The sequence below is a fragment of the Nostoc foliaceum FACHB-393 genome, assembly GCF_014698505.1.
Taxonomy (GTDB): Bacteria; Cyanobacteriota; Cyanobacteriia; order Cyanobacteriales; family Nostocaceae; genus Nostoc; species Nostoc foliaceum_A.
In genome coordinates this window covers 1-18,095 of sequence record NZ_JACJTD010000050.1, presented here as the reverse complement: position 1 = coordinate 18,095, position 18,095 = coordinate 1, and the positions used below count along the sequence as shown (strand labels likewise).

Annotated in this window: 24 protein-coding genes; 14 read left to right on the top strand and 10 right to left on the bottom strand. The window is 42.5% G+C overall.

Features of this window, described 5'->3' with window-relative positions:
• Window positions 1-120: 120 nt before the first annotated feature.
• The 5 genes from H6G92_RS28615 to H6G92_RS28595 all read right to left on the bottom strand — a co-directional run bounded on the left by H6G92_RS28615 (window position 121) and on the right by H6G92_RS28595 (window position 5,670).
• Window positions 121-3,969: a plasmid replication protein, CyRepA1 family gene (locus tag H6G92_RS28615; protein WP_190898877.1), complete on the bottom strand. Its 3,849-nt coding sequence runs from the start codon at window positions 3,967-3,969 to the stop codon at window positions 121-123.
• The gene (locus H6G92_RS28610) at window positions 3,966-4,295 is read right to left on the bottom strand and encodes a hypothetical protein (protein WP_190898875.1); all 330 of its coding nucleotides are present in this window, start codon (window positions 4,293-4,295) and stop codon (window positions 3,966-3,968) included. The genes H6G92_RS28615 and H6G92_RS28610 overlap by 4 nt, the downstream gene beginning before the upstream one ends.
• Window positions 4,296-4,646: 351 nt before the next feature.
• Entirely contained in the window at window positions 4,647-4,817 is a 171-nt protein-coding gene (locus tag H6G92_RS28605) for a hypothetical protein (RefSeq protein WP_190898873.1), read from the bottom strand.
• Window positions 4,810-5,469 (bottom strand): Uma2 family endonuclease, encoded by a 660-nt coding sequence (locus H6G92_RS28600; protein ID WP_190898871.1) that lies wholly within the window; start codon window positions 5,467-5,469, stop codon window positions 4,810-4,812. The genes H6G92_RS28605 and H6G92_RS28600 overlap by 8 nt, the downstream gene beginning before the upstream one ends.
• A 54-nt stretch (window positions 5,470-5,523) precedes the next feature.
• Window positions 5,524-5,670 (bottom strand): hypothetical protein, encoded by a 147-nt coding sequence (locus H6G92_RS28595; protein ID WP_167407759.1) that lies wholly within the window; start codon window positions 5,668-5,670, stop codon window positions 5,524-5,526.
• A 291-nt stretch (window positions 5,671-5,961) separates the two neighbouring features.
• On the opposite strand from H6G92_RS28595, the gene H6G92_RS28590 reads away from it, so the two are divergent.
• The 8 genes from H6G92_RS28590 to H6G92_RS28555 all read left to right on the top strand — a co-directional run bounded on the left by H6G92_RS28590 (window position 5,962) and on the right by H6G92_RS28555 (window position 11,214).
• Window positions 5,962-6,330, top strand: coding sequence for a hypothetical protein (locus H6G92_RS28590; RefSeq protein ID WP_190898869.1), 369 nt, complete (start codon window positions 5,962-5,964; stop codon window positions 6,328-6,330).
• 3 nt (window positions 6,331-6,333) lie between these two features.
• On the top strand, window positions 6,334-6,978 hold the full coding sequence (locus H6G92_RS28585; RefSeq protein WP_190898867.1) for a hypothetical protein: 645 nt from the start codon (window positions 6,334-6,336) through the stop codon (window positions 6,976-6,978).
• Between the two features lie 67 nt (window positions 6,979-7,045).
• Window positions 7,046-7,282, top strand: coding sequence for a hypothetical protein (locus tag H6G92_RS28580; protein WP_242059342.1), 237 nt, complete (start codon window positions 7,046-7,048; stop codon window positions 7,280-7,282).
• 110 nt (window positions 7,283-7,392) lie between these two features.
• Window positions 7,393-7,602, top strand: a complete 210-nt coding sequence (locus H6G92_RS28575) for a hypothetical protein (protein WP_190898865.1) — start codon at window positions 7,393-7,395, stop codon at window positions 7,600-7,602.
• An 86-nt stretch (window positions 7,603-7,688) separates the two neighbouring features.
• Entirely contained in the window at window positions 7,689-7,883 is a 195-nt protein-coding gene (locus tag H6G92_RS28570; protein WP_190898864.1) for a hypothetical protein, read from the top strand.
• The gene (locus H6G92_RS28565; protein WP_190898862.1) at window positions 7,870-8,535 is read left to right on the top strand and encodes a hypothetical protein; all 666 of its coding nucleotides are present in this window, start codon (window positions 7,870-7,872) and stop codon (window positions 8,533-8,535) included. The genes H6G92_RS28570 and H6G92_RS28565 overlap by 14 nt, the downstream gene beginning before the upstream one ends.
• Complete coding sequence (locus tag H6G92_RS28560; protein WP_190898860.1) at window positions 8,532-10,703, top strand: hypothetical protein; 2,172 nt, start codon at window positions 8,532-8,534, stop codon at window positions 10,701-10,703. The genes H6G92_RS28565 and H6G92_RS28560 overlap by 4 nt, the downstream gene beginning before the upstream one ends.
• Before the next feature lie 4 nt (window positions 10,704-10,707).
• Window positions 10,708-11,214, top strand: coding sequence for a GIY-YIG nuclease family protein (locus H6G92_RS28555; RefSeq protein ID WP_242059341.1), 507 nt, complete (start codon window positions 10,708-10,710; stop codon window positions 11,212-11,214).
• A gap of 37 nt (window positions 11,215-11,251) precedes the next feature.
• Here the strand turns inward: H6G92_RS28555 and H6G92_RS28550 are convergent, their stop codons facing one another.
• A complete protein-coding gene (locus H6G92_RS28550; protein WP_176726887.1) occupies window positions 11,252-11,413 on the bottom strand; it encodes a hypothetical protein in 162 nt (53 codons plus the stop codon).
• Between the two features lie 191 nt (window positions 11,414-11,604).
• Between H6G92_RS28550 and H6G92_RS28545 the strand changes: the two genes are divergently transcribed.
• The 3 genes from H6G92_RS28545 (at window position 11,605) to H6G92_RS28535 (ending at window position 14,209) form a co-directional block, all read left to right on the top strand.
• Window positions 11,605-13,437, top strand: coding sequence for a protelomerase family protein (locus H6G92_RS28545; protein WP_190898858.1), 1,833 nt, complete (start codon window positions 11,605-11,607; stop codon window positions 13,435-13,437).
• 195 nt (window positions 13,438-13,632) lie between these two features.
• Window positions 13,633-13,848, top strand: a complete 216-nt coding sequence (locus H6G92_RS28540) for a Nif11-like leader peptide family natural product precursor (RefSeq protein ID WP_104909965.1) — start codon at window positions 13,633-13,635, stop codon at window positions 13,846-13,848.
• A gap of 121 nt (window positions 13,849-13,969) precedes the next feature.
• Window positions 13,970-14,209 carry a hypothetical protein gene (locus H6G92_RS28535; protein ID WP_190898856.1) on the top strand — a complete coding sequence of 80 codons (240 nt, stop codon included), beginning with the start codon at window positions 13,970-13,972 and terminating at the stop codon, window positions 14,207-14,209.
• A 797-nt stretch (window positions 14,210-15,006) separates the two neighbouring features.
• Here H6G92_RS28535 and H6G92_RS28530 read toward each other — a convergent pair.
• The 3 genes from H6G92_RS28530 to H6G92_RS28520 form a co-directional block, all read right to left on the bottom strand.
• The gene (locus tag H6G92_RS28530; RefSeq protein ID WP_190898854.1) at window positions 15,007-15,210 is read right to left on the bottom strand and encodes a hypothetical protein; all 204 of its coding nucleotides are present in this window, start codon (window positions 15,208-15,210) and stop codon (window positions 15,007-15,009) included.
• Between the two features lie 12 nt (window positions 15,211-15,222).
• Window positions 15,223-15,534, bottom strand: coding sequence for a hypothetical protein (locus H6G92_RS28525; protein WP_190898852.1), 312 nt, complete (start codon window positions 15,532-15,534; stop codon window positions 15,223-15,225).
• Between the two features lie 608 nt (window positions 15,535-16,142).
• Window positions 16,143-16,439: a hypothetical protein gene (locus tag H6G92_RS28520; protein WP_190898928.1), complete on the bottom strand. Its 297-nt coding sequence runs from the start codon at window positions 16,437-16,439 to the stop codon at window positions 16,143-16,145.
• A 710-nt stretch (window positions 16,440-17,149) separates the two neighbouring features.
• Here H6G92_RS28520 and H6G92_RS28515 point away from each other — a divergent pair.
• Window positions 17,150-17,374, top strand: coding sequence for a hypothetical protein (locus H6G92_RS28515; protein WP_190898850.1), 225 nt, complete (start codon window positions 17,150-17,152; stop codon window positions 17,372-17,374).
• Window positions 17,375-17,478: 104 nt separating this feature from the next.
• Here the strand turns inward: H6G92_RS28515 and H6G92_RS28510 are convergent, their stop codons facing one another.
• A complete protein-coding gene (locus H6G92_RS28510) occupies window positions 17,479-17,652 on the bottom strand; it encodes a hypothetical protein (RefSeq protein ID WP_190898848.1) in 174 nt (57 codons plus the stop codon).
• Between the two features lie 38 nt (window positions 17,653-17,690).
• Here H6G92_RS28510 and H6G92_RS40505 point away from each other — a divergent pair, with 38 nt between their 5' ends.
• Both H6G92_RS40505 and H6G92_RS28505 read left to right on the top strand, forming a co-directional pair.
• Complete coding sequence (locus tag H6G92_RS40505) at window positions 17,691-17,825, top strand: hypothetical protein (protein WP_277926787.1); 135 nt, start codon at window positions 17,691-17,693, stop codon at window positions 17,823-17,825.
• A 32-nt stretch (window positions 17,826-17,857) separates the two neighbouring features.
• Entirely contained in the window at window positions 17,858-18,079 is a 222-nt protein-coding gene (locus H6G92_RS28505; protein WP_190898846.1) for a hypothetical protein, read from the top strand.
• Window positions 18,080-18,095: the final 16 nt, after the last annotated feature.

The following is an 18,095-nucleotide window of genomic DNA, read 5'->3' as shown; positions in this document are numbered from 1 at the left end:
CAGAAAGTCTGCAAAAGGACTTGCCAATACTCCGCTACCTCTTCAGGGGTTGCTAAATATGATATTTTTGTTTTTGTCATGATTGTTTGGTGTTCTGAAAATTGACTAGGTACACAAACTCTAACCAGTGGCTAGCAATAGTTGATTTAAAGGTATTGAGCATTCTTGCTTGTCGCCCCAGCATTTCCTCGCGATCGCTATTCCCCTGAAGACAGCTTTCAAAACATAGCTTCGGAAGTGGGAACCAAAACCCGTTTCCTTAATTTCAGCTTGTGTAGCGATCGCCTGCTGTGCCAATTCCTCTAAAGACAATTGCTGCTGATATTTTTGATGAAGTTGCCACAGATGCGAACGCTGGTTTTCTGAGAGTAGGGGCCAAACTTCATTAATCTCGGCTTGGCTCACCGCAACTTCTCCCCAGTTAGAAATTTTTAGTAGTTTTTCAATTACCGCTTCTCTTGGTTGCTGATTTTCAACTGGTAACTCAACCGAGATGCCTGCTCTGGGCGTAGCCATCGCCTGATTTCCTGAGTTATGAGTGATGACTATTGACTCAACTTCTTCTGTTAGGGTCTGTGTTTTTTGCTCTGCGTACTGTTCTTGTAATGTGGTCAGCGTATTAATTTCGGTTTCTGCAAGTGCTGACAATTGGCAATTGGGAATTGTTGCTTGTACTTGTGCCTCTAGTTTTGCTTTGGCGGCTTTTTCTCTGGCTAGGATATCGCGCTCTACCCATGCCGTGAAAACTTCCTCTCGGCGATCGCTAACGGGAACAGCGCGACCATCGACCAAAACCAGATTCCCCTCATCATCTTTTTGGAAGTCTGGCGCGGGAACACCGTAAATCCAGACTTGGTTGCCTCGTGTTCCCTCTCGCCGCAATCGAGGGAATTTATACCCAGTAAGAGATGCTAGTTTTTGACAGACTTGCATGGGAGTATTTAGCTTTGCAAACATATTACTCTTAGCGCCAAGAATTAAGCTCAAATCGGACTGATGAGTTTTTGCTTTCTCAAATACTGCTTGTGCTAATGGGTGATTGTTGCTCAATCCGTCCGTTTCTCGAAGCTCTTTGTACCCAATCCAGTCTAAAGCATCAATTTTTTTCCCAATAAAGCTTTTATTAGTATCGGGAATGAAATAATCTCCACCGCCATTTTTTAAAGCGGTAGACATGACGTTTATTTCTCTATCCGGTAGAAATTCCCTACCCACGCCAAGGTAGTAATCTAGTCGAATTATAGAATACCAGTTTTTATCATCTTTCTCTACTAATTCGGGAGTAACGGTCACGTTATAACGCCTTTCAATCTCACCTTTTCTGTGTTTTAACTGTTCGGACTCAGTTTTGCAATTCTGTTTATCTAGTTTCAAAAACTGTTCATCTGTAATGCTTTCAGATGTGGTGACGTTTTCACAGTGTCCCGCATATTCTGATTTGCAGTTTTTGTAAATTTCTTGCTTAGTAGTTTCTACTTCTGCGGGTTCGGGTAACTCATCTGCGCTGACTTCACAGATGATATGTCCCTCAGATTTCAAATCACTAATAATTTGCGATTCATAGCTATTCATTCCATCATTGATGATTGCCCCTAACTTCGCCCAAGTATTAATGCAAATGCTCTCAAAATTGCCTTCTATCGATTCCTCAAATCCCAAATCAACGAGCTTTTTAATATTGGCTTTATTCTTGATGTACTCACCTGCTAGTAATGCCTTGACACTATTGGAGCCATTGCCTACCCTATTGATGCCTACTGGATTAAGCCAGATGTAACGAGGGACTGGAGGGCGGTAACGTGATAAATGCTGTCTGACACCATCGGTAGTTTGTACGCCTTGAAAAATCCCAAAAACATAATCAAAATGCTTTTCTTCAATTGATACCCCAGTCTCAATGGTCGAGGTAGTTAGAACGAGGTCATAGTTTTTAATTACTTCATTTAAATCATCTGTACAGCCAAAAGCCGGATGACCAAGAGTAGTTGTACTTTTAGAATCAATTCGTAAAATTCTCAGGTGTGGCAGCAGTTTTTTATAGTACGCCTCCAAATTGCGAGAACCCCATTTAGAACTAGCCCGTTGTCCAGACAAAGCAACAAAACACTTATCCCCATTCTCTAGTTTTTGGGTAAGGATTTTTACTAATTGTGCTGGATTATTACCCTGTACTAAATTTACCTGCCAAGGCTCTACAAACTGAAATGTATTTTCCACGATAAAAGTGTCAATCTCTTGCCCAATTAGTCCTTTGATAAAGTCAATGCCAATATCGTTTAAGTCAGCATCAGCAATGAAGATTTTCCCACCATAATTAACAACATTCATTAGCAGGCGTTTGAAATTTTTGATGATGGCTACGCGATCGCTCTGACAAGTCGAACTGCTCAACAAATGCCAGATTAGCTGCATGATTTCATCCAAAATCAACCAGCACCCTTTCCACTCATCAGGGTTAAATTTGGCTTGGCTTTTTGGATGTAAGCTATCAATTACTAACCCCATTCCGAAATGTGAGCCTTGCTCAGTCTGCTTCACTTCGGTAATGAAAGGTAATCCCAGTTTTTTTACAAGCTGGGTTGCCAGTTGCACCCGATGGGTAATTACTAACACTCTCCTCTCACCAGCGCGAATTATCGGGTCAGTTAGCCACTGAAGCAAGTGAGTTTTACCTGTGTTCTTTGGCGATTTCAAGCCTATTAGCTGCTTACCCAAAGGAATAGCCAACTCACCCAAGTAACGCTGATTTAAGTTCAAATCTGGGGTGTATGTGAGCCGCCTTAGTTGCTTGGTGTTCCACTCATCTAATTTCAGAGCATCGCAGTAAATAGTATCAAATTGGTCGCGGCCGTAAGCAGCTAGTACATCATCAATCCCTTTGCCTAATGCCAAATGCCACCCCATTACTCGGACTTCACAGCCACGCAAAGATAAAAGCTTGGCAGTTTTAGCGATCGCACCATTCACGCTTCTAACCGTGGTGCGCTTCACATCGGCATCGAAACAGAAATAAATTCGCCTGCCTGATTGAGCATAAGCGGCTAACTGTGGGATTAGGTACGGTGCGCCGTTATTTTCGCCATATTCATCCTTTGGTTGGCGACGGCCTCCCCATACTCCGGGTATACCAATGGCGACATAACCACAAGATAAGATTGCAGCTGCTTTTTTAGCACCCTCGCAGATGATAACGGGAATTTGGGTATTCTCTCTCACCCATCGCCAAAAATCACCAAAAGGTAAACTTTGGTAATTTTCTGGTAGTGTCACATCGTAGTGGCGGCTAATTAATTCCCAGATCCGGGCGGGAATCCGTAAGGCAAAAATTTCTGTGTCAACTTTGGGGGGATGCTCATACTTAATTGCCTTGCTGTTACCCTCATCTATTCTTGGCGTGTTGGGCTTGAAGCATCCCCAATCGGAATCTTCACCAGTGATAATATTTATTCCGCTACACCACCAACCACCATTAGACAGGTGAGCATATCGCCGCATATCCCCATCGCGTAGCCGCCCATCGTTACGGCGGCTGATTTTATCGGAGTAGAGCAAGTAATCAAAAGCGGCATTCCCTGACAGCGATTTGAAGTTAAGTGCCGCTATCTCACTGTCAATCCCACTCTCACCCCACTCTTGCCAGTGGCTTGCTTCAAAATCTTCTCTGGCTGGCAAAGTATAAGGTGCGGATGGCTCTTTGAATCCTTGATAATTACCCAGTGGTTGAATTTCGCTATCATGGTGATGGCTACGCCCAGAGCAGGCATCGCCTTGCGCCATGTCATTTTGGTTGTCGGCTACAACAACTTGATGGACTTTTCCATCTCTGGACTCAAGTCTTGAGACTTCATGCAAAGCCCAAGGGGTACTTCTGAGCTTACCTCGCTTGTTGAATTTTCTAAAAACCTGCCTTAGTTCTTGATTTAGTGATTTTTGGGGTGAGGCTATCTTGCCGAATCCTTTGTGATTCATACTGCCACCCCTCCAACCTTGGCTTCAATTTGGAGAAGTACGGCGGCCACCTGACCACTAAACATGCCTTGCTTTACTAATCGCTGTAAGTAAAAGGACTCCTCTAAGTTGAGGTTGGGCGATCGCAGTAAATCCGGGTCGGGGCATGGTCTTAGAGCAACGTCACAGCAACCCGCTTTTAAATATTTGGTGCTAGTTCGGCGATCGCTTATATGGTTTGATAATTCCGAAATTCGAGATTCTTGATTGTTGGGGAAAGTTTGCGTTAGAATACTAGGCTTTTCATTCGCAAACCCCTGTCTGTCAAAAGTGAGGGGTTTATTCATTGGGTTGTCCTTTGTTGGTTTGGACAGCCCCTTAACTTTTAAATTTGCAGATTGTAGGGATTAGTCGGTAAGCTTGAAATAGTTATAAATTTAATTAGACTTGCTGGTTGCAGAGTCCGGGGGCTGAAACGTCTACTAAACGTTTCTTTGTGCGCTGCTTTTGCTTACCGTGGTGGATTGATTGACTAATCCCTGCGATCGCACTCAAAAAGCTGAGGGCTGTGTAGCTAGCATTTTTTTTGCTAGTTATTTTGTGAACTCTAGATGAATTAAGCTAAGATTTTATATCTTTTGTGTAGTCCTCAAAAATACAAACTATTGGTAAGGGGATCGCATACTTTGGAAATCTCTTCATATACCAGTACCGCCATTGCGTAGCTTGCCGCCTTTTGCATCGCGGAGTATCCGTAAAACTTCTTCTAAAAGTACTGTCTGACAGGACAAGGTTCTATTTGTGTTCGCCTCAAATCGCTCTAATCTCTCGTAGAGTTGAGCGATCGCGGCGCTATCTGTTTCACTCATTGTCCGCTTTTAGCCCCTGTTCAAATTCATCAATAGCTTGAATTGAATCTGAAATTGTAATGCATTGCTCTAGCAAGGAAATGTCTAATCCTGGCAGTATTTCGCTTGCTGCCCTAAGCTCATAGCCATAAGTATCAGGGTAAATGGTGGCAAGCTCAGTCTGGGAATTGTCCCGTAGGTGGTATAGCTTAAACTGGTTTCTCTCCCAGAACCAAACTTCTGCAACTCCTAATCTTCGGTAGATTTCCAATTTACTTATGTTGCCACTGGTGAGAACTACTTCTATGGCTAAGTCCGGTACACTTTTCTCTTCACCTATGCAGTAACATTCGTCTGGTTCCGCACCTGCTTTTTTTGCTTTGTTTCTAAAAGTAGAACTTCCCATAGGTACAAAACGAATACGCTTGCTGTAAAAGAAACGCTCTAACAGCATCCCTAAATTCGTTTTGATTTTTTCATGTCTGATTGATGGCGACACTATCTCTAATATTCCATCTAAATAAGTAACACGGTAATGAGAGTTGTTTTCTAGTTTGACTAGTAGCGATTCATAACTCTCCCAACTCACACCACTGCTGATAAACCTTTCCTCTGGGTCTGAGGTATGACCCAATTCTGGCTCATCAATTAGTTCTTTAAGACTGCTGACCATTGTCAATTCTCCCGTTTTATCTTTTGGCGATCGCTACTTAGATTTGTGCTTCTGTCATGCTGATTTATTTTGTTCTAGTTTCTTTTGTTCGGCGATCGCGCGTTTTACTAGCACCCTAGTCAATTGGGGAACCGTTAAAAACTCTTTATTCGCCCAGCTTTGTAGATATTTATATTCATCCTCTTCTATACGGATTGTCATTTGTGGTTTTTTAGAAGGCATACATAACAGTGAGTCACTATGCCTAATTATCATTCCTCTTGAGTTTTATTGACCAGTTTTGAATCATAGTATTGACAGGTGACTCACCTTTAATTACTATATCAACAGAGAAGCAATCGATCAACAACAAGTCACTAATTAGCGTCCTACGAGTACCCCAGCGACTTACACAGTAAGGGGTTTAGCGTTTAGGTGCTACATCGTGATGTGTACTTCTTCTGATTGCTAGCTAGTTACTATCTGATTCACATTGATTACTGTAGTAAACCCATGAAACCTAGACGGAGTAAACACTCTACAGATTTAGATTTATTTTTAGATTTTCCATCTACCAAGACATATTTAGCTGAGGTTTTGGGTGTAAGCCGTTCTACTTTGGTCACTTGGGAGAATTTAGCCTTCTGGAGAATTCCCAGTTTCAGAGATGCCTACCCAAAAAACCACGATGGCAGCTACGACCGGGAATCACCCTTATCACCCTACCAAGCATGGGTTTTGGGCAGAGTAGGGCGGCTAATGGCACAGCTACGACGCAGCGAACGGGTCAAAGGCTATATCGCCAAAAACCCGAATGATTTTTCTAGATACCGCTATCAGCAAGCATTCCAGCAAATCCAAAAAATCCAAAAGGGAGCGTAAATCATGGCAACACGGAAGAGAACCACAGCACCAACAGCAGACACAGTAAGCATTCATGATGCTTGCTTAAGATATATGACCACGGAACAGAGCTTGAGACTGGCTTTAAGCCATGTTCGCCCTGATGATTTCGACACTGTAAAGGCAGTTTCGGAATTAGATTTAGAAGCGATCGCCTTATACTTTCAACCAGAATTGCCAGTTGTGGCTAGCACCTCAGAGTTACCTGAAAATTCACAAAATTTAACACAGCAAACATCTGAGCCAGCTACAGAACAGCCACAAAATGCCCTATCCCTACAAGGGCAACAGCAACATCTAACAGCCCCTACCCCCGGCTCAAGCCCTAACGCCCAAATGACGCTGATTGAACAGCTAACTAGGCAGGCATCAGAAGAAATTGCAGCAGTAGACGCTATAGCCCAAGTTAAGAACCAACTGATTCTAAATAACTTAGCTGTGCGAGATACGGAACTAACAGAGAGTATCAATCAGCACTGGCAACACCAAAAGCAAGGATATTTGGGAGCGATTAGAGATTTGGCTGGACTTGCACAACAAAAGCCAGAAGTTACCCCAGATGAAACTGACCTGACCCAAGAAATTGAAGGCATCATCACCGAACTGGGAAAAAAGCTAATCGCGTGAGAGCGATCAACATCCTGTTATCTCCCCTCGACTTTGTTAACTGGTTATTAGAAAGAGTACTAACGCCATGACTTTTACAATTTCCGGCATTGAATCAGAGGTAAATATGAGCGGTAATTCCTTACCAGAGCTAGTTGCTCAAGCTCAGGAATTACTTGGGCAAATTCGCCAGCATCCACAGTTTAAAGGCTTGCGTTTTGATTGTGATGTAGCTCTTGGTGACGTTAAGCAATATTTCAACTACTTGGAATCGGCTGCTAATGCTGAGTTAGAAGTATCTCGGTTTGAAGGTTTTACAGAATGATTTTCGGTGGCAATACAAAGCAATCGCTGTCTTGGACAAAGTAAGCGATCGCCTGTGAATAGCAAATGGAATGCAGTCTCCGCCGATGAAAACTACAGAAAAATTATCTCATGAATACAGAACAAATCAAAGCAATTCTGAGAGGTTGTTCAGCATCCTTACAAGTAGTTTTGAGCGATGCTAACTATCAGAAAATCCAACAGCATGAATATTTTTCAACTAACAATGATTTGATGTTAGGCGACGCAGTTCAAGCACTAAATGAGGTGTTAGCGGCTATTGATGATGTTGAATATCTAGCTCTCACAAAGCTCAACTAATTTGCTAAAAAATATCAAAGCCATGACGCATATTCAGATAAGTTCGCTGATTGGCTTTTTTAATTTTGCAATTTCTTATTAGCAATATGGACGAACTAAATAGTCAAATTGAGAATGCAAAGACGGATGAGAAAGAGCTAAACAAAGTCCTGAAAAAATATGACTTAGATGAGGAATTAGCACTTGAATTTAGCGAAATAGACAAGGCATTTAGGCAATTAGAAATTAAATATCAATCCTTACTGAACACTAGAAAGTTTTTGAGCAATGGCAAGAATTGACACTACAAAAGCAGCCGCGAAAGCTGTAGCTGAGAAGTTAGCAGGGCGTAACCAAAACTCGACATCTAGCACTAATTCCACATCTGCTACCCCTGCGACTACTCCCATAGATAGCCGCATCCCTGGCTTACTAACTGTCACCCCTGACTTAGTACCGGGAATGATGCCACCATTCCAACCCAATCAATACCATATTTCAGATCCCCTAAATCCTCCCGAAACTCTCCCACAGGCAACTCAAAGCCAGCTTGATAAAGGGATGAAAATCTATGAAGGTGCAACGCGATCGCTCAAATTGACCGGGGCAGCGCTCGACCTAACACGCGAGAAATTTACTGTAATTGGTAAACACTCAAAGGCTTTTGGCGCTGGCATCCAAGCAGCTACCGAGATTGAAAAAGTCAAGGGTAATTATTTGGATTACCTTAATCAAAAAGAGGTAACTACCCAAAAATCAGTTGCTTTAGATGTTAGTCAAGTTAAGACGAGCGCTGACACGAATATCTCGGTTTATAGCAAAGACGAACTAAATCAAAAGTTGTTACAAGCACAAATTAAAGCTGAAGAATTGCGACTAAAAACTGTTGAATCACAGGGCAATCTAGCAAGCTTCAAAGCCCAATTGGGTGATTATCTGGAGGTAAAATCATGAGATTATCCTACAGCTTAGGGCTAAGTGCTTTTAGCTTGTGCGCTGGCTTGGCAGTAGCTTCTGGAGGGTTCACCAACGATATAGCCAAAGTAATCTCTATGCTTGGTGTGGGAGCATTCCCAGCAAGTTTTATTACTTACTTTATCGCGGATAATAAATCACAGAGATTGCTAAATGATGCTGAAAGTAAAAACGAACAAGCAGGTAAGACACTGCATAAAATAATTAGGGATTTTGACACTTGCAAGTCAAAGTTAACTAACGCTAGCAGCCAGCTAGAATCCTTGAGAGATGAACTCAAAGAAGCAAGAAATACCATCAACTCGTTAGGTCACAGCAAGCTAGAAAACACGGGTTTAATTGCCCAACTGCAAGCTAAGTTGAACCAAGCGTTTACCCAATCACAGCAAGAAAAACAACGTATTGAATATTTAGAATCCGAATGTGAGCAATGGGAATTTAACTTTAAATCTCAAGTAGAAACGGAAGCTAATCAACGTTTTCAACTTGCTAAGTCTCAGGAATTAGAGAAAATTTACTTAGAGCATGACTCGATAACCAGTGAAGCTATGCAGTTATTTAGACGGCTGCAATCCTGGGGTGAGAAGGTAGCGCACGGACATCAAAGCAAAGCAGAAATTATCAAGAGTTTAGCAAGTAGCTACAACGAAAATTTAGATGAGGTTGGGGAGGCAATCGCTAGTGAGCGCCAAAATTATCTTTTGCAAATCGAATTACTAAACGAGCGTATAGGTCAGCTACAGCAACAATTGCTTGGTGATTTAATAGAACCCGTGTATGGTGAATTTGGCTTTGATATCAACGGGAAAATCGCCAACGAAATAGCGCGTACCTTGTTTAGTGATCTCAGGCTAGCTTTGAGCGTTAAAGGCTTTCAGGTGAAGCCTGACGGTGTTGTAGACATTGGCTATGGCTATTCCCGGTCTGTGCATCCCAAAGCCATTGCAGAAGCAATCAGCAAACATTCTGACACGCTGGCTAAAAAGTTAGGACTATTCAAAATAACAAGCGTTCGCAAGCTAGAAATAACCGATTGTATTGTGGTCAGTTACCGTATGGGCCCAGCCATCAAAACAGATGAAATTAAGCTGATGGTTGGGACTCCTGACGAATTTATAAACTACGTCACTTCTCACCCTATCCGCTATCGGCTGATTGCAGATCCGGGCGTTGGTAAAACCCCAACCACTGCGGTAATGATTAGCGAAATTCTCAAAGCTGGTTGTACTCGTGGCAATACTGGCAAGGGCGAGAAAGTGCCTAATACTCTGGTTACAGTGTCTTATCCTGGTGCTGTTGCTTCACTCAAAGATAGCAACTATCCTTTAGAGCATTTCCTTAAGTATGGCGACACAACAGCCGCGATTAAATCCTTTGATGATTGCCTAGACGACGGAAATTTTCGAGTTCAAAACCCCACATTCGCTGCTAACTTCTTTCAAATTTGGGCATGGGATGAATTAGATAACACCCTAAATTCTTGCAGTGAGCCATACAAGGCAGGGGAAAACCTCAAGAAGATTCTGAAACAGTTTGGTCATAATAACATCGGCTGGATTGTGTCTGGTCAATCAGTGATGACCAAACAAATCCCAGGTTTTACTAATGATGATCGGTCACTTTTTACCGAAATAATCATTGGCATTCCCAAAATCAGACATTATCTGAATACCTACGGCAAGGGGAAAAACAGCGAGTCTAACTTGGCTAAGTTGATTCGGAACTTAGACGCAATTGAAGAATACATCGACCATAAAAATGAGTTAGTTACCGATGATGCGAGATTATTAAGAGTAGCCTTAGTAGTCGATTCTCGCTCACCCAAACTTTATTTTTTACCTAATTTAGATAAAGTCAGTTTTAACTATCAAGAAATAGAGGATACAAAGCGACTGGCAAGGGTTGCCAAGTCCCCTGACACGAATGACACGAGATTGACAAGGGATACTTTAAAGCCAAGCACAGTAAGCACTGACACGGTGATGTCAGTCGCGTCATTTCCGACTATAGGGGGTAGCCGCCAAAGTGACACAAAGCCTTATTGTCCCCACTGTGGTCACGCAAATCTAACCGTGAGAAAGGATAAAAGATATTACTGTTTGAACTGCAAAAAAATAACAGTTTCTAACAAAATAGTTTGGAAATAAATATATGGACTTGGATGATATTACGACACTTATCTATCAGCCTAAAAATGACCATGAGCCGGGATTTATCTATTTAATGGAAGCAGAGGGCTATCACGGGCTAATTCCTGGTTGTTACCTCCGTCGTTGCAAAATTGGGTTATCTCGTAATCCCGAAGCTCGACTTGATAACTTTCATAGGAATCAACCACCTTGTAACGTGAAAATCCTCAAGACTATTTATGTAGAGGATATGGCAGATGTAGAGGGTGAATTACATCAACAATTTAGCCAATGCAATGTTGAGTTAATCAAAAGTCAAGAGTGGTTTGATTTTAATCCAGTGCAATTTCTGATGGTTAACTGGGAATTTGAGAAGCGATCGCTACACGTCTTTAGCATTAGCGACTTGCCAATTAAGCTAATCATTTTCAGCATGATCGGGCTATTGTCCGTGGGTGCGATCGCTGGCAGATTTACAAATCAACCAGTTAACTCCGTGATACAGCCACAAGAGAAATTGACAAAGTAAGCAAAATTAAGGGAGGTTGTTAGCCTCCCTTTGGGTTTTAGAACGGTGTGTTACCAGTCTCGTTTACCTTGGCGAGATATCCCCGCCAGTAGTCTCCATCCTGGCTTTTGGGTGGTAATCCAATCGCCGCGTCGAATTCTCCGTCAAAGTAGTCGCTAGTAGGTTGGAATTGTTGAGGTTTAGCAATTGTGAGTAACATGAGAATACCTTTTATTTTTAAGCTGCGGGTTAGTAGCCCGCTTTTTCTGTGGTTTTTTCAACCTGTTATTAGCGTAGCTTAACCTGTTATTTAACTTCAATAACCTGTTAAATATATCTTACAGGTTATTGACATTAAATAACTTGTTAGTTAGATTAATAACAGTTTAGAAATAAAAGGGAGTCAGTCAGATGTCAAAAGCAGTTCAAGAGCAAGTGGAGCAACTTTTTGAAGCGGTCAAGGATTTGCAAAGCCTTGAAGATATCAAGCCACACTGCGAAGCTTTTAACGAGTTTATTAACACCAAAACCAGCTACAGCATTAAAAGCTTAGGTACTGTGCTGAGTCGGGCTGGCTTCTATAAAAAATTCAAGTCACTCCCCTTAGATCAAGGGAAAAACGCTGATTCTGTACCCAAGCATGATGCCCAAGGCAACGTAACAGGTTATGAGTTAAAGCACTATGTTTTATTGCTGTGTGGTCTGGATAAGAAAGACTGGGAAGAACGCAACGAAACCACACGGGTAAGCTTACGCCTAGACAATGCTCAAGAAATCAGCCCAGACGAATATTTAGAGGTAACGGGTAAACTGCTAGAATCCCAAGACCTCCATGAGGTAGCAGTAGGCTTGATTGCTGCCACCGGCCGCCGTCCCCATGAAATTCTCGCTCGTGCTAAGTTTGCAGCTGTTGAGGGTCAAAGCTATCAGGTAATGTTCACTGGACAAGGGAAGAAACGGGGAGATCAGCCAGTATTTGCGATCGCTACCCTTTACCCTGCTAGTTACGTCATCGAGCGGTTGAACTGGCTAAGAAAAGAACCATCAACTAAAGCACTTTTAACAGAGGTGGCTAACGAAAATCTTACAGATGTAGCAGCACAAAACCGCGCCATTGACAGCCGCCGCAACGGTTCATTGAATCGGGTAGTACGGGCGTACTTTGGGGATAAGGGAGACATTGCCCCCATCTTAAATTTCCGACACGGGGAAGAACAAGACAACTGCAAAGCGCTCCGGGCTGCATATTTAGCGCTGGCTACAGAGAGGGATTGCCAGGGTTCAACAGGTTCTAAAATGCTCCATGCTGCAAGGTTAGCTGGACACTTTGTCAAGGATGCTCCCACTGATCGGGATTTACAAAACCTTGTAACCACTTTGGGGTATGCAGACTACTACACCATAAAGCCTGTAGGCTTCCCAGATGCACCAGAGAAAGAAAAACTAGTTCAAGTTCGGGCTATCCCTGCTGATTTTGAATATCTCAAGGAATTGCAAGCCCAATGGAATTTACCAAATCAGCAATCGGTAGTCAGCCGTTTGATTGAACACCACAAAAACCGCGTTGATGTTGCGAAGCAGTTACAGGAATCACAGCGATTAATTGCCCAGTTAGAAGCAGAAATTAAGCAGTTAACTGAAACAAATAACCAGTTAGAGCAAGCCAATAACCAATTACAACAGGAGAAAGCAGCAATGGAAACCACAGCACCACAGCAACCACAAACAGTTACTCTCAACGTTACCGAGCTAGATTCTTGGTTAGAAGCGAAAATTATTGAAGTGGTGAACAAGGTTACTCTTGGGGGAGCAATCGCCCCGTCTGCCAAGGCTACGGCCGCCAAAGTCACACCCATCAAAGAAGAGATTGACTGGCAAGCCAAAACTGATGCTGAGGTCTGGGGGAGCAAGGCAACCTTAGCAGCTGTAGAAAAAATTCGTAGGTCTTATCAGGCAATTTGTCTTTATAACGATACTGTGGCAACTGGGGACAGCGATCGCCTAGCAATTACTAACCAAGCTTTGAGAGATTTATCAGGCTGTAACGGCTTGTTGGTACGCGACTGGATTGAGCAACACAAAGACGAAATAATCAGCCATAACGCGAAATTCGGTATGGAGAATAAAAAAGATCCCAGTAACCCTGCTAGCTATGCCAACAAAGGCAAGGACACAAATAAAATTTTGTTGCTAGTAAATGAAGAATTTCTAAGCGGGGAAGGCTTTAAGGCAGGGAGAAGCTGAAACGGATCTGGAGTAGGATAATGATTACTTATCAAAACGTGATTTCTTATAAGCAAGATTCTGATAAATGAAGATCAGCGCGTCGCTATAATCATCTTTCCCCCGAATCTTGATACCCTTGTGCTGCTAGTCTTAAAAAATATACTGCTGTTTTTCTTTATATTACGAGTAGCTAGCGAGGATCAAATTTTAAATATGGCTTTTGAGCAAATCGAAGCATTTTTAAAGAAAATGCAGTCTGAACCTGAACTTAAAAACGAGGTGCTTGCAGCACCAACCGCAGATGATATTGCGCGAATAGCACTAAAGCTTGGTTTTGAATTTTCAGGTGATGAATTATTGAGAATGTCAGGCAAGAAAGTTGGCAGCATTACTGTTAGAAAAACTGATCTTCCTGGAGAGTACAACTAGGGGTCACGCGAGAATTTTTGAAAAAGGCAGAAGGCAGAGGGATGAATAGCGATCGCTTTTAGGTTCTCCCCAGGATGAGAAATAAGCCGCGTAAATGTAGTGAATGGGCAAATATCTCTACATGACTTCTACCCACAGGCGACAACATCGCCAAACTCGCCGCCGCCCCCAACACCTGCTCATCCGTTACTTCCAGATATCTTTGCAACTGCTCCCTTCTTTCGATGCCCCGAAATTTCCTAAATTATCCGCAGTGGAATGGAACTTCTGGACAACATTTCCCCCAGCAATAACCGGATTTGATGAATTTCAACCTGTAGTTACTGAAGATCCGATTGGGGACAACTCTGATCGTATCTAGCAACAGAACCTAGTACATCTAGCTCTTCACACCAAATAATTTTTCCCACTGCCCTTTAGAATCAATTTTTAGAGGGCTTTTTATTGTCTATGCCAGCTATGCCAACAAGGGGAAGTGTACAGATAAAATTCTGTTGCTGATAAATGAAGAATTTTTGAACGGTGAAGGTTTTAAGGCAGGGAGAAACTAAAGCGGCGTTATCGGGCTGGAGATCACAAACAAAGTGAACGTTGAGCATTCCCCTGGAAAGAGAACCAAGATTCAACATTAAATCTACAAAAATTTACCCCGTTTTTGACCCCTTGTTAAGAATGGTTCCTAAAAGGCGAAAACGCCTATACCGTAATACCTTCAGCCTTTGTAAATAAATCTTGTGAAAGATTACAATTGTGCTTTGATTTTGCTGTTTTGTGCATGACACCGAAAATCGCCAAAATTCCCGATTTTCCCCAATTCTCACCAATTAAACTCAATATATCCCAATCCTCCAGAACGCAAATTCAAATTCATCGCTGATTTTTTTACCTCTTCAACATCTTCCAGTCACCAAATTCTCATTAGCTCAATAATTCCCAATAAATCCCAAAAGTCACCCGATTTATCCCCATATTTACCTACTAATTTTAAACAAGCTTAAAAGGTTTTAAGCGCTGTAATCCATCTTTTTTTGACGCACAGTACGCCATATTTGGCGGAAAGTTTGTTGAGGTAAAAATCAAGAATCAGCCAAAAATGAGTCCGATAAAACTACAAAAGGACTACAAAAGCGACTGAGGTTTTACAACTGCAATATCCAATCAAAGCAGAGGTCTAGAGCAGAGGGGCAGGGGAGGAAAGAGTTGATAGACAATTAGTTCTTTCCCTCCTGCTTCCCTCAATGCAAAAGTTCCCAATACCGTTTGGTATTGGGAGTGGAGAGAAGCGATCGCTTTGTGTGACAACCAAAATCTCAATTGGGAGGCAAGGTAACACAGAGCGATCGTGTCACCTGACCACGCCACTGTTAGGAGAGATCACCTCCGGTGGGCGGGTAGACTATCACCAGCGTCGTCTTTGACATGAGATTCCAGAAAAACCTCACGAATCAAAGCCGCCTGTGCTTCTAATTTTTTAATTGACCAAATTGCCTTCTGCCTGAGTTCTTCACCATCGACGGAATCAGCAGAGATGGTGAAAGGCAACCAATATTGTTTGAGGGTCAACATCACTATTTGAGGTAAGTTGCCTAAACCAAAAGGTTCTGTTTTCAGATAACTAATTATCTGCCCGTCGATAGTGTCTACCCTTCGCTTAATTGAAAGAATTACTTGTTGGCTCTGTTTCATTTTTTTATGCAAAAATTTGTGTGGATTAATCACAGCAGCGTCGCGGGAGCAATATCACTTTGCAGAATCAAAATGCAGAACTGAATTAAAGTCTAACCGAAATATTTTCCTTTACAAACTCAGTCATAATCCCCACTAAGTCTATGTAATTAGTGGGTTTTAAATAGCAAAATTGTATACCAAATCACAATTTCTCTAGGACTGTTCTAGGACTAGTCTGCGACTGCTCTAGGATTGCTGTATGACTAGTTTCGGGAATCACGGGGAGCAATTGCTAATTTCTCTACGACTAGTCTACGACTGTTCTAGGACAGCTCTAGGACTAGTTTGGGGAATCGCTATTTTTTGCTGTCAACAATTCTTCGTTTAGAGAATAAAATAACCGTACCCATTACGCTTATTTTGGGTAACTTAAATTTGAGCCATTTTTGCATGGCGTTTGAGGCGAAAAAATGAAAATTTCGAGTAAAAAATTATTTTAGCAGTATTGGGTGAGATGGCAGAGGCGATCGCAATCAGATCAAATTGACTACAAAAGAACGACAAAAGAACGACAAAACAAGATCAGGTTTCACAGATGGAATGACAACGCCCATTTCACCCAATCCCTAATCTTCAATGTTTAATCGGGCCACCAGGGGAGTAGAGCGTAGCTTGCCTTTGGCATCGCCTCTTCCCCAACACCCAACACCCAACACCCAACACCCAACACCCAACACCCAACACCCAACACCCAACACCCAACACCCAACACCCAACACCCAACACCCAACACCCAACACCCAACACCCAACACCCAACACCCAACATTCAACACCCAACACCCAACACCCAACACCCAATGACCAATGACCAATGACTAATGACCAACGCCCAACACCCAACGCCCAACGCCCAACACCCAACGCCCAACGCCCAACGCCTAACGTCTAACGTCTAACGTCTAATGTTCAATACAGTCAAGCTAGTGTCAAGGGAGTAGGAGCGATCGCCCTGCCCTGGTGGCCCAATAACCTAAAAATATATTGGAGATTTAGGGTTTTGGTAGTCATGGTCTGGTAGTCATGATGAATTTGGTAGTCATGATGGTTAATATCTATTTATATAGAGGGCGTGACTACGGTATCAGAATTTGATACAAAATGCCGCTATTCTCAGTGGTGACTACTAAGTATTGTATAAAAACTAGCATTGCTAAGTGAGTACAAAAATGAAGCGATGCCAAACGTGAGTGCGTCTCCAAGAGTTGGCGGCAAGCTACGCCCGTAGTCACCTCAAGAATTGAGATTGGGGATTTGGGTTTTTGGTAGTCATGGTTTGGTAGTCACGATGAATTTGGTAGTCATGATAGTTAATATCTATTTATATAGAAGGCGTGACTACGGTATCAGAATTTGATACAAAATGCGGCTATTCTCAGTGGTGACTACCAATTTTGTATAAAACCCAGCATTACCAAGTGGGTACAGAAATGATGCGCTCGTCCGTAGTCATGCTAAGAATTGAGATTGGAGGTTTAGGGTTTTGGTAGTCATGGTCTGGTAGTCACGATGAATTTGGTAGTCATGATAGTTAATATCTATTTATATAGAAGGCGTGACTACGGTATCAGAATTTGATACAAAATACGGCTATTCTCAGTGGTGACTACCAAAAACCGTATAAAAACCAGCATTGCCAAGCTAGTACAGAAATGAAGTGGTTGCCCGTAGCCAAGCCAAGAATTGAGATTGGGGATTTGGGGTTTGGTAGTCATGGTTTGGTAGTCACGATGAATTTGGTAGTCATGATGATTAATATCTATTTATATAGAGGGCGTGACTACGGTATCAGAGCTTGATACAAAATACGGCTATTCTCAGTGGTGACTACCAAAAACCGTATAAAAGCTAGCATCAGTAAGTTGCTAGAGAATTAATTGGGATAAAGCGATCGCTTCGGGAATTAAGCATAGGCCGAAGAAGGTGCTTCGGCTAGCAAGAACCGCAGGCATCGCGGCCATTGTCTAACTACTGCCGGGAGCAAAATCAAGAGCGGTGGCTTTAACGTCTGAAGGGGTGAGGCAAGCGATCGCAGTTCACCTCCTAGCCAATATTCACAACCTGTTATCAATCTCAAAACTAGTTAGTAAAAATGTCTAACCGGATAGATGCAATATGGAGCGTAGCTGCCATACACACCTGGGGAAATTGCCAGCCGTCTTAGAGATGCTCTCGCGCTCGGTAGGCGATGCCTTTGGCGGGTGTAGCCATCGCGGACACCGCTTCGCAGTTAAAGTAGTTATGCCTTAAAATTTTCAATAGGCATAACTCTTGTAACTACCATGACAGATCGCATTGACCAAATCATAGAGAAGCTTCAACAATTAAAGGAAATCAGGCAGCATCTGGTCAATGAACCAATGTCTGAATCTGGGGTCTGGATTCATCAGTATCTGACTTTTCACGGGATGTGGAAAGGGGAAATTGGTTCGCGAATGATATTCGCGAATCACTGTGACTTTTTATATTTAGAAGCTTCCTCAACCAAATCTTTTAAACCCTGATTGAGAATTTCAACCG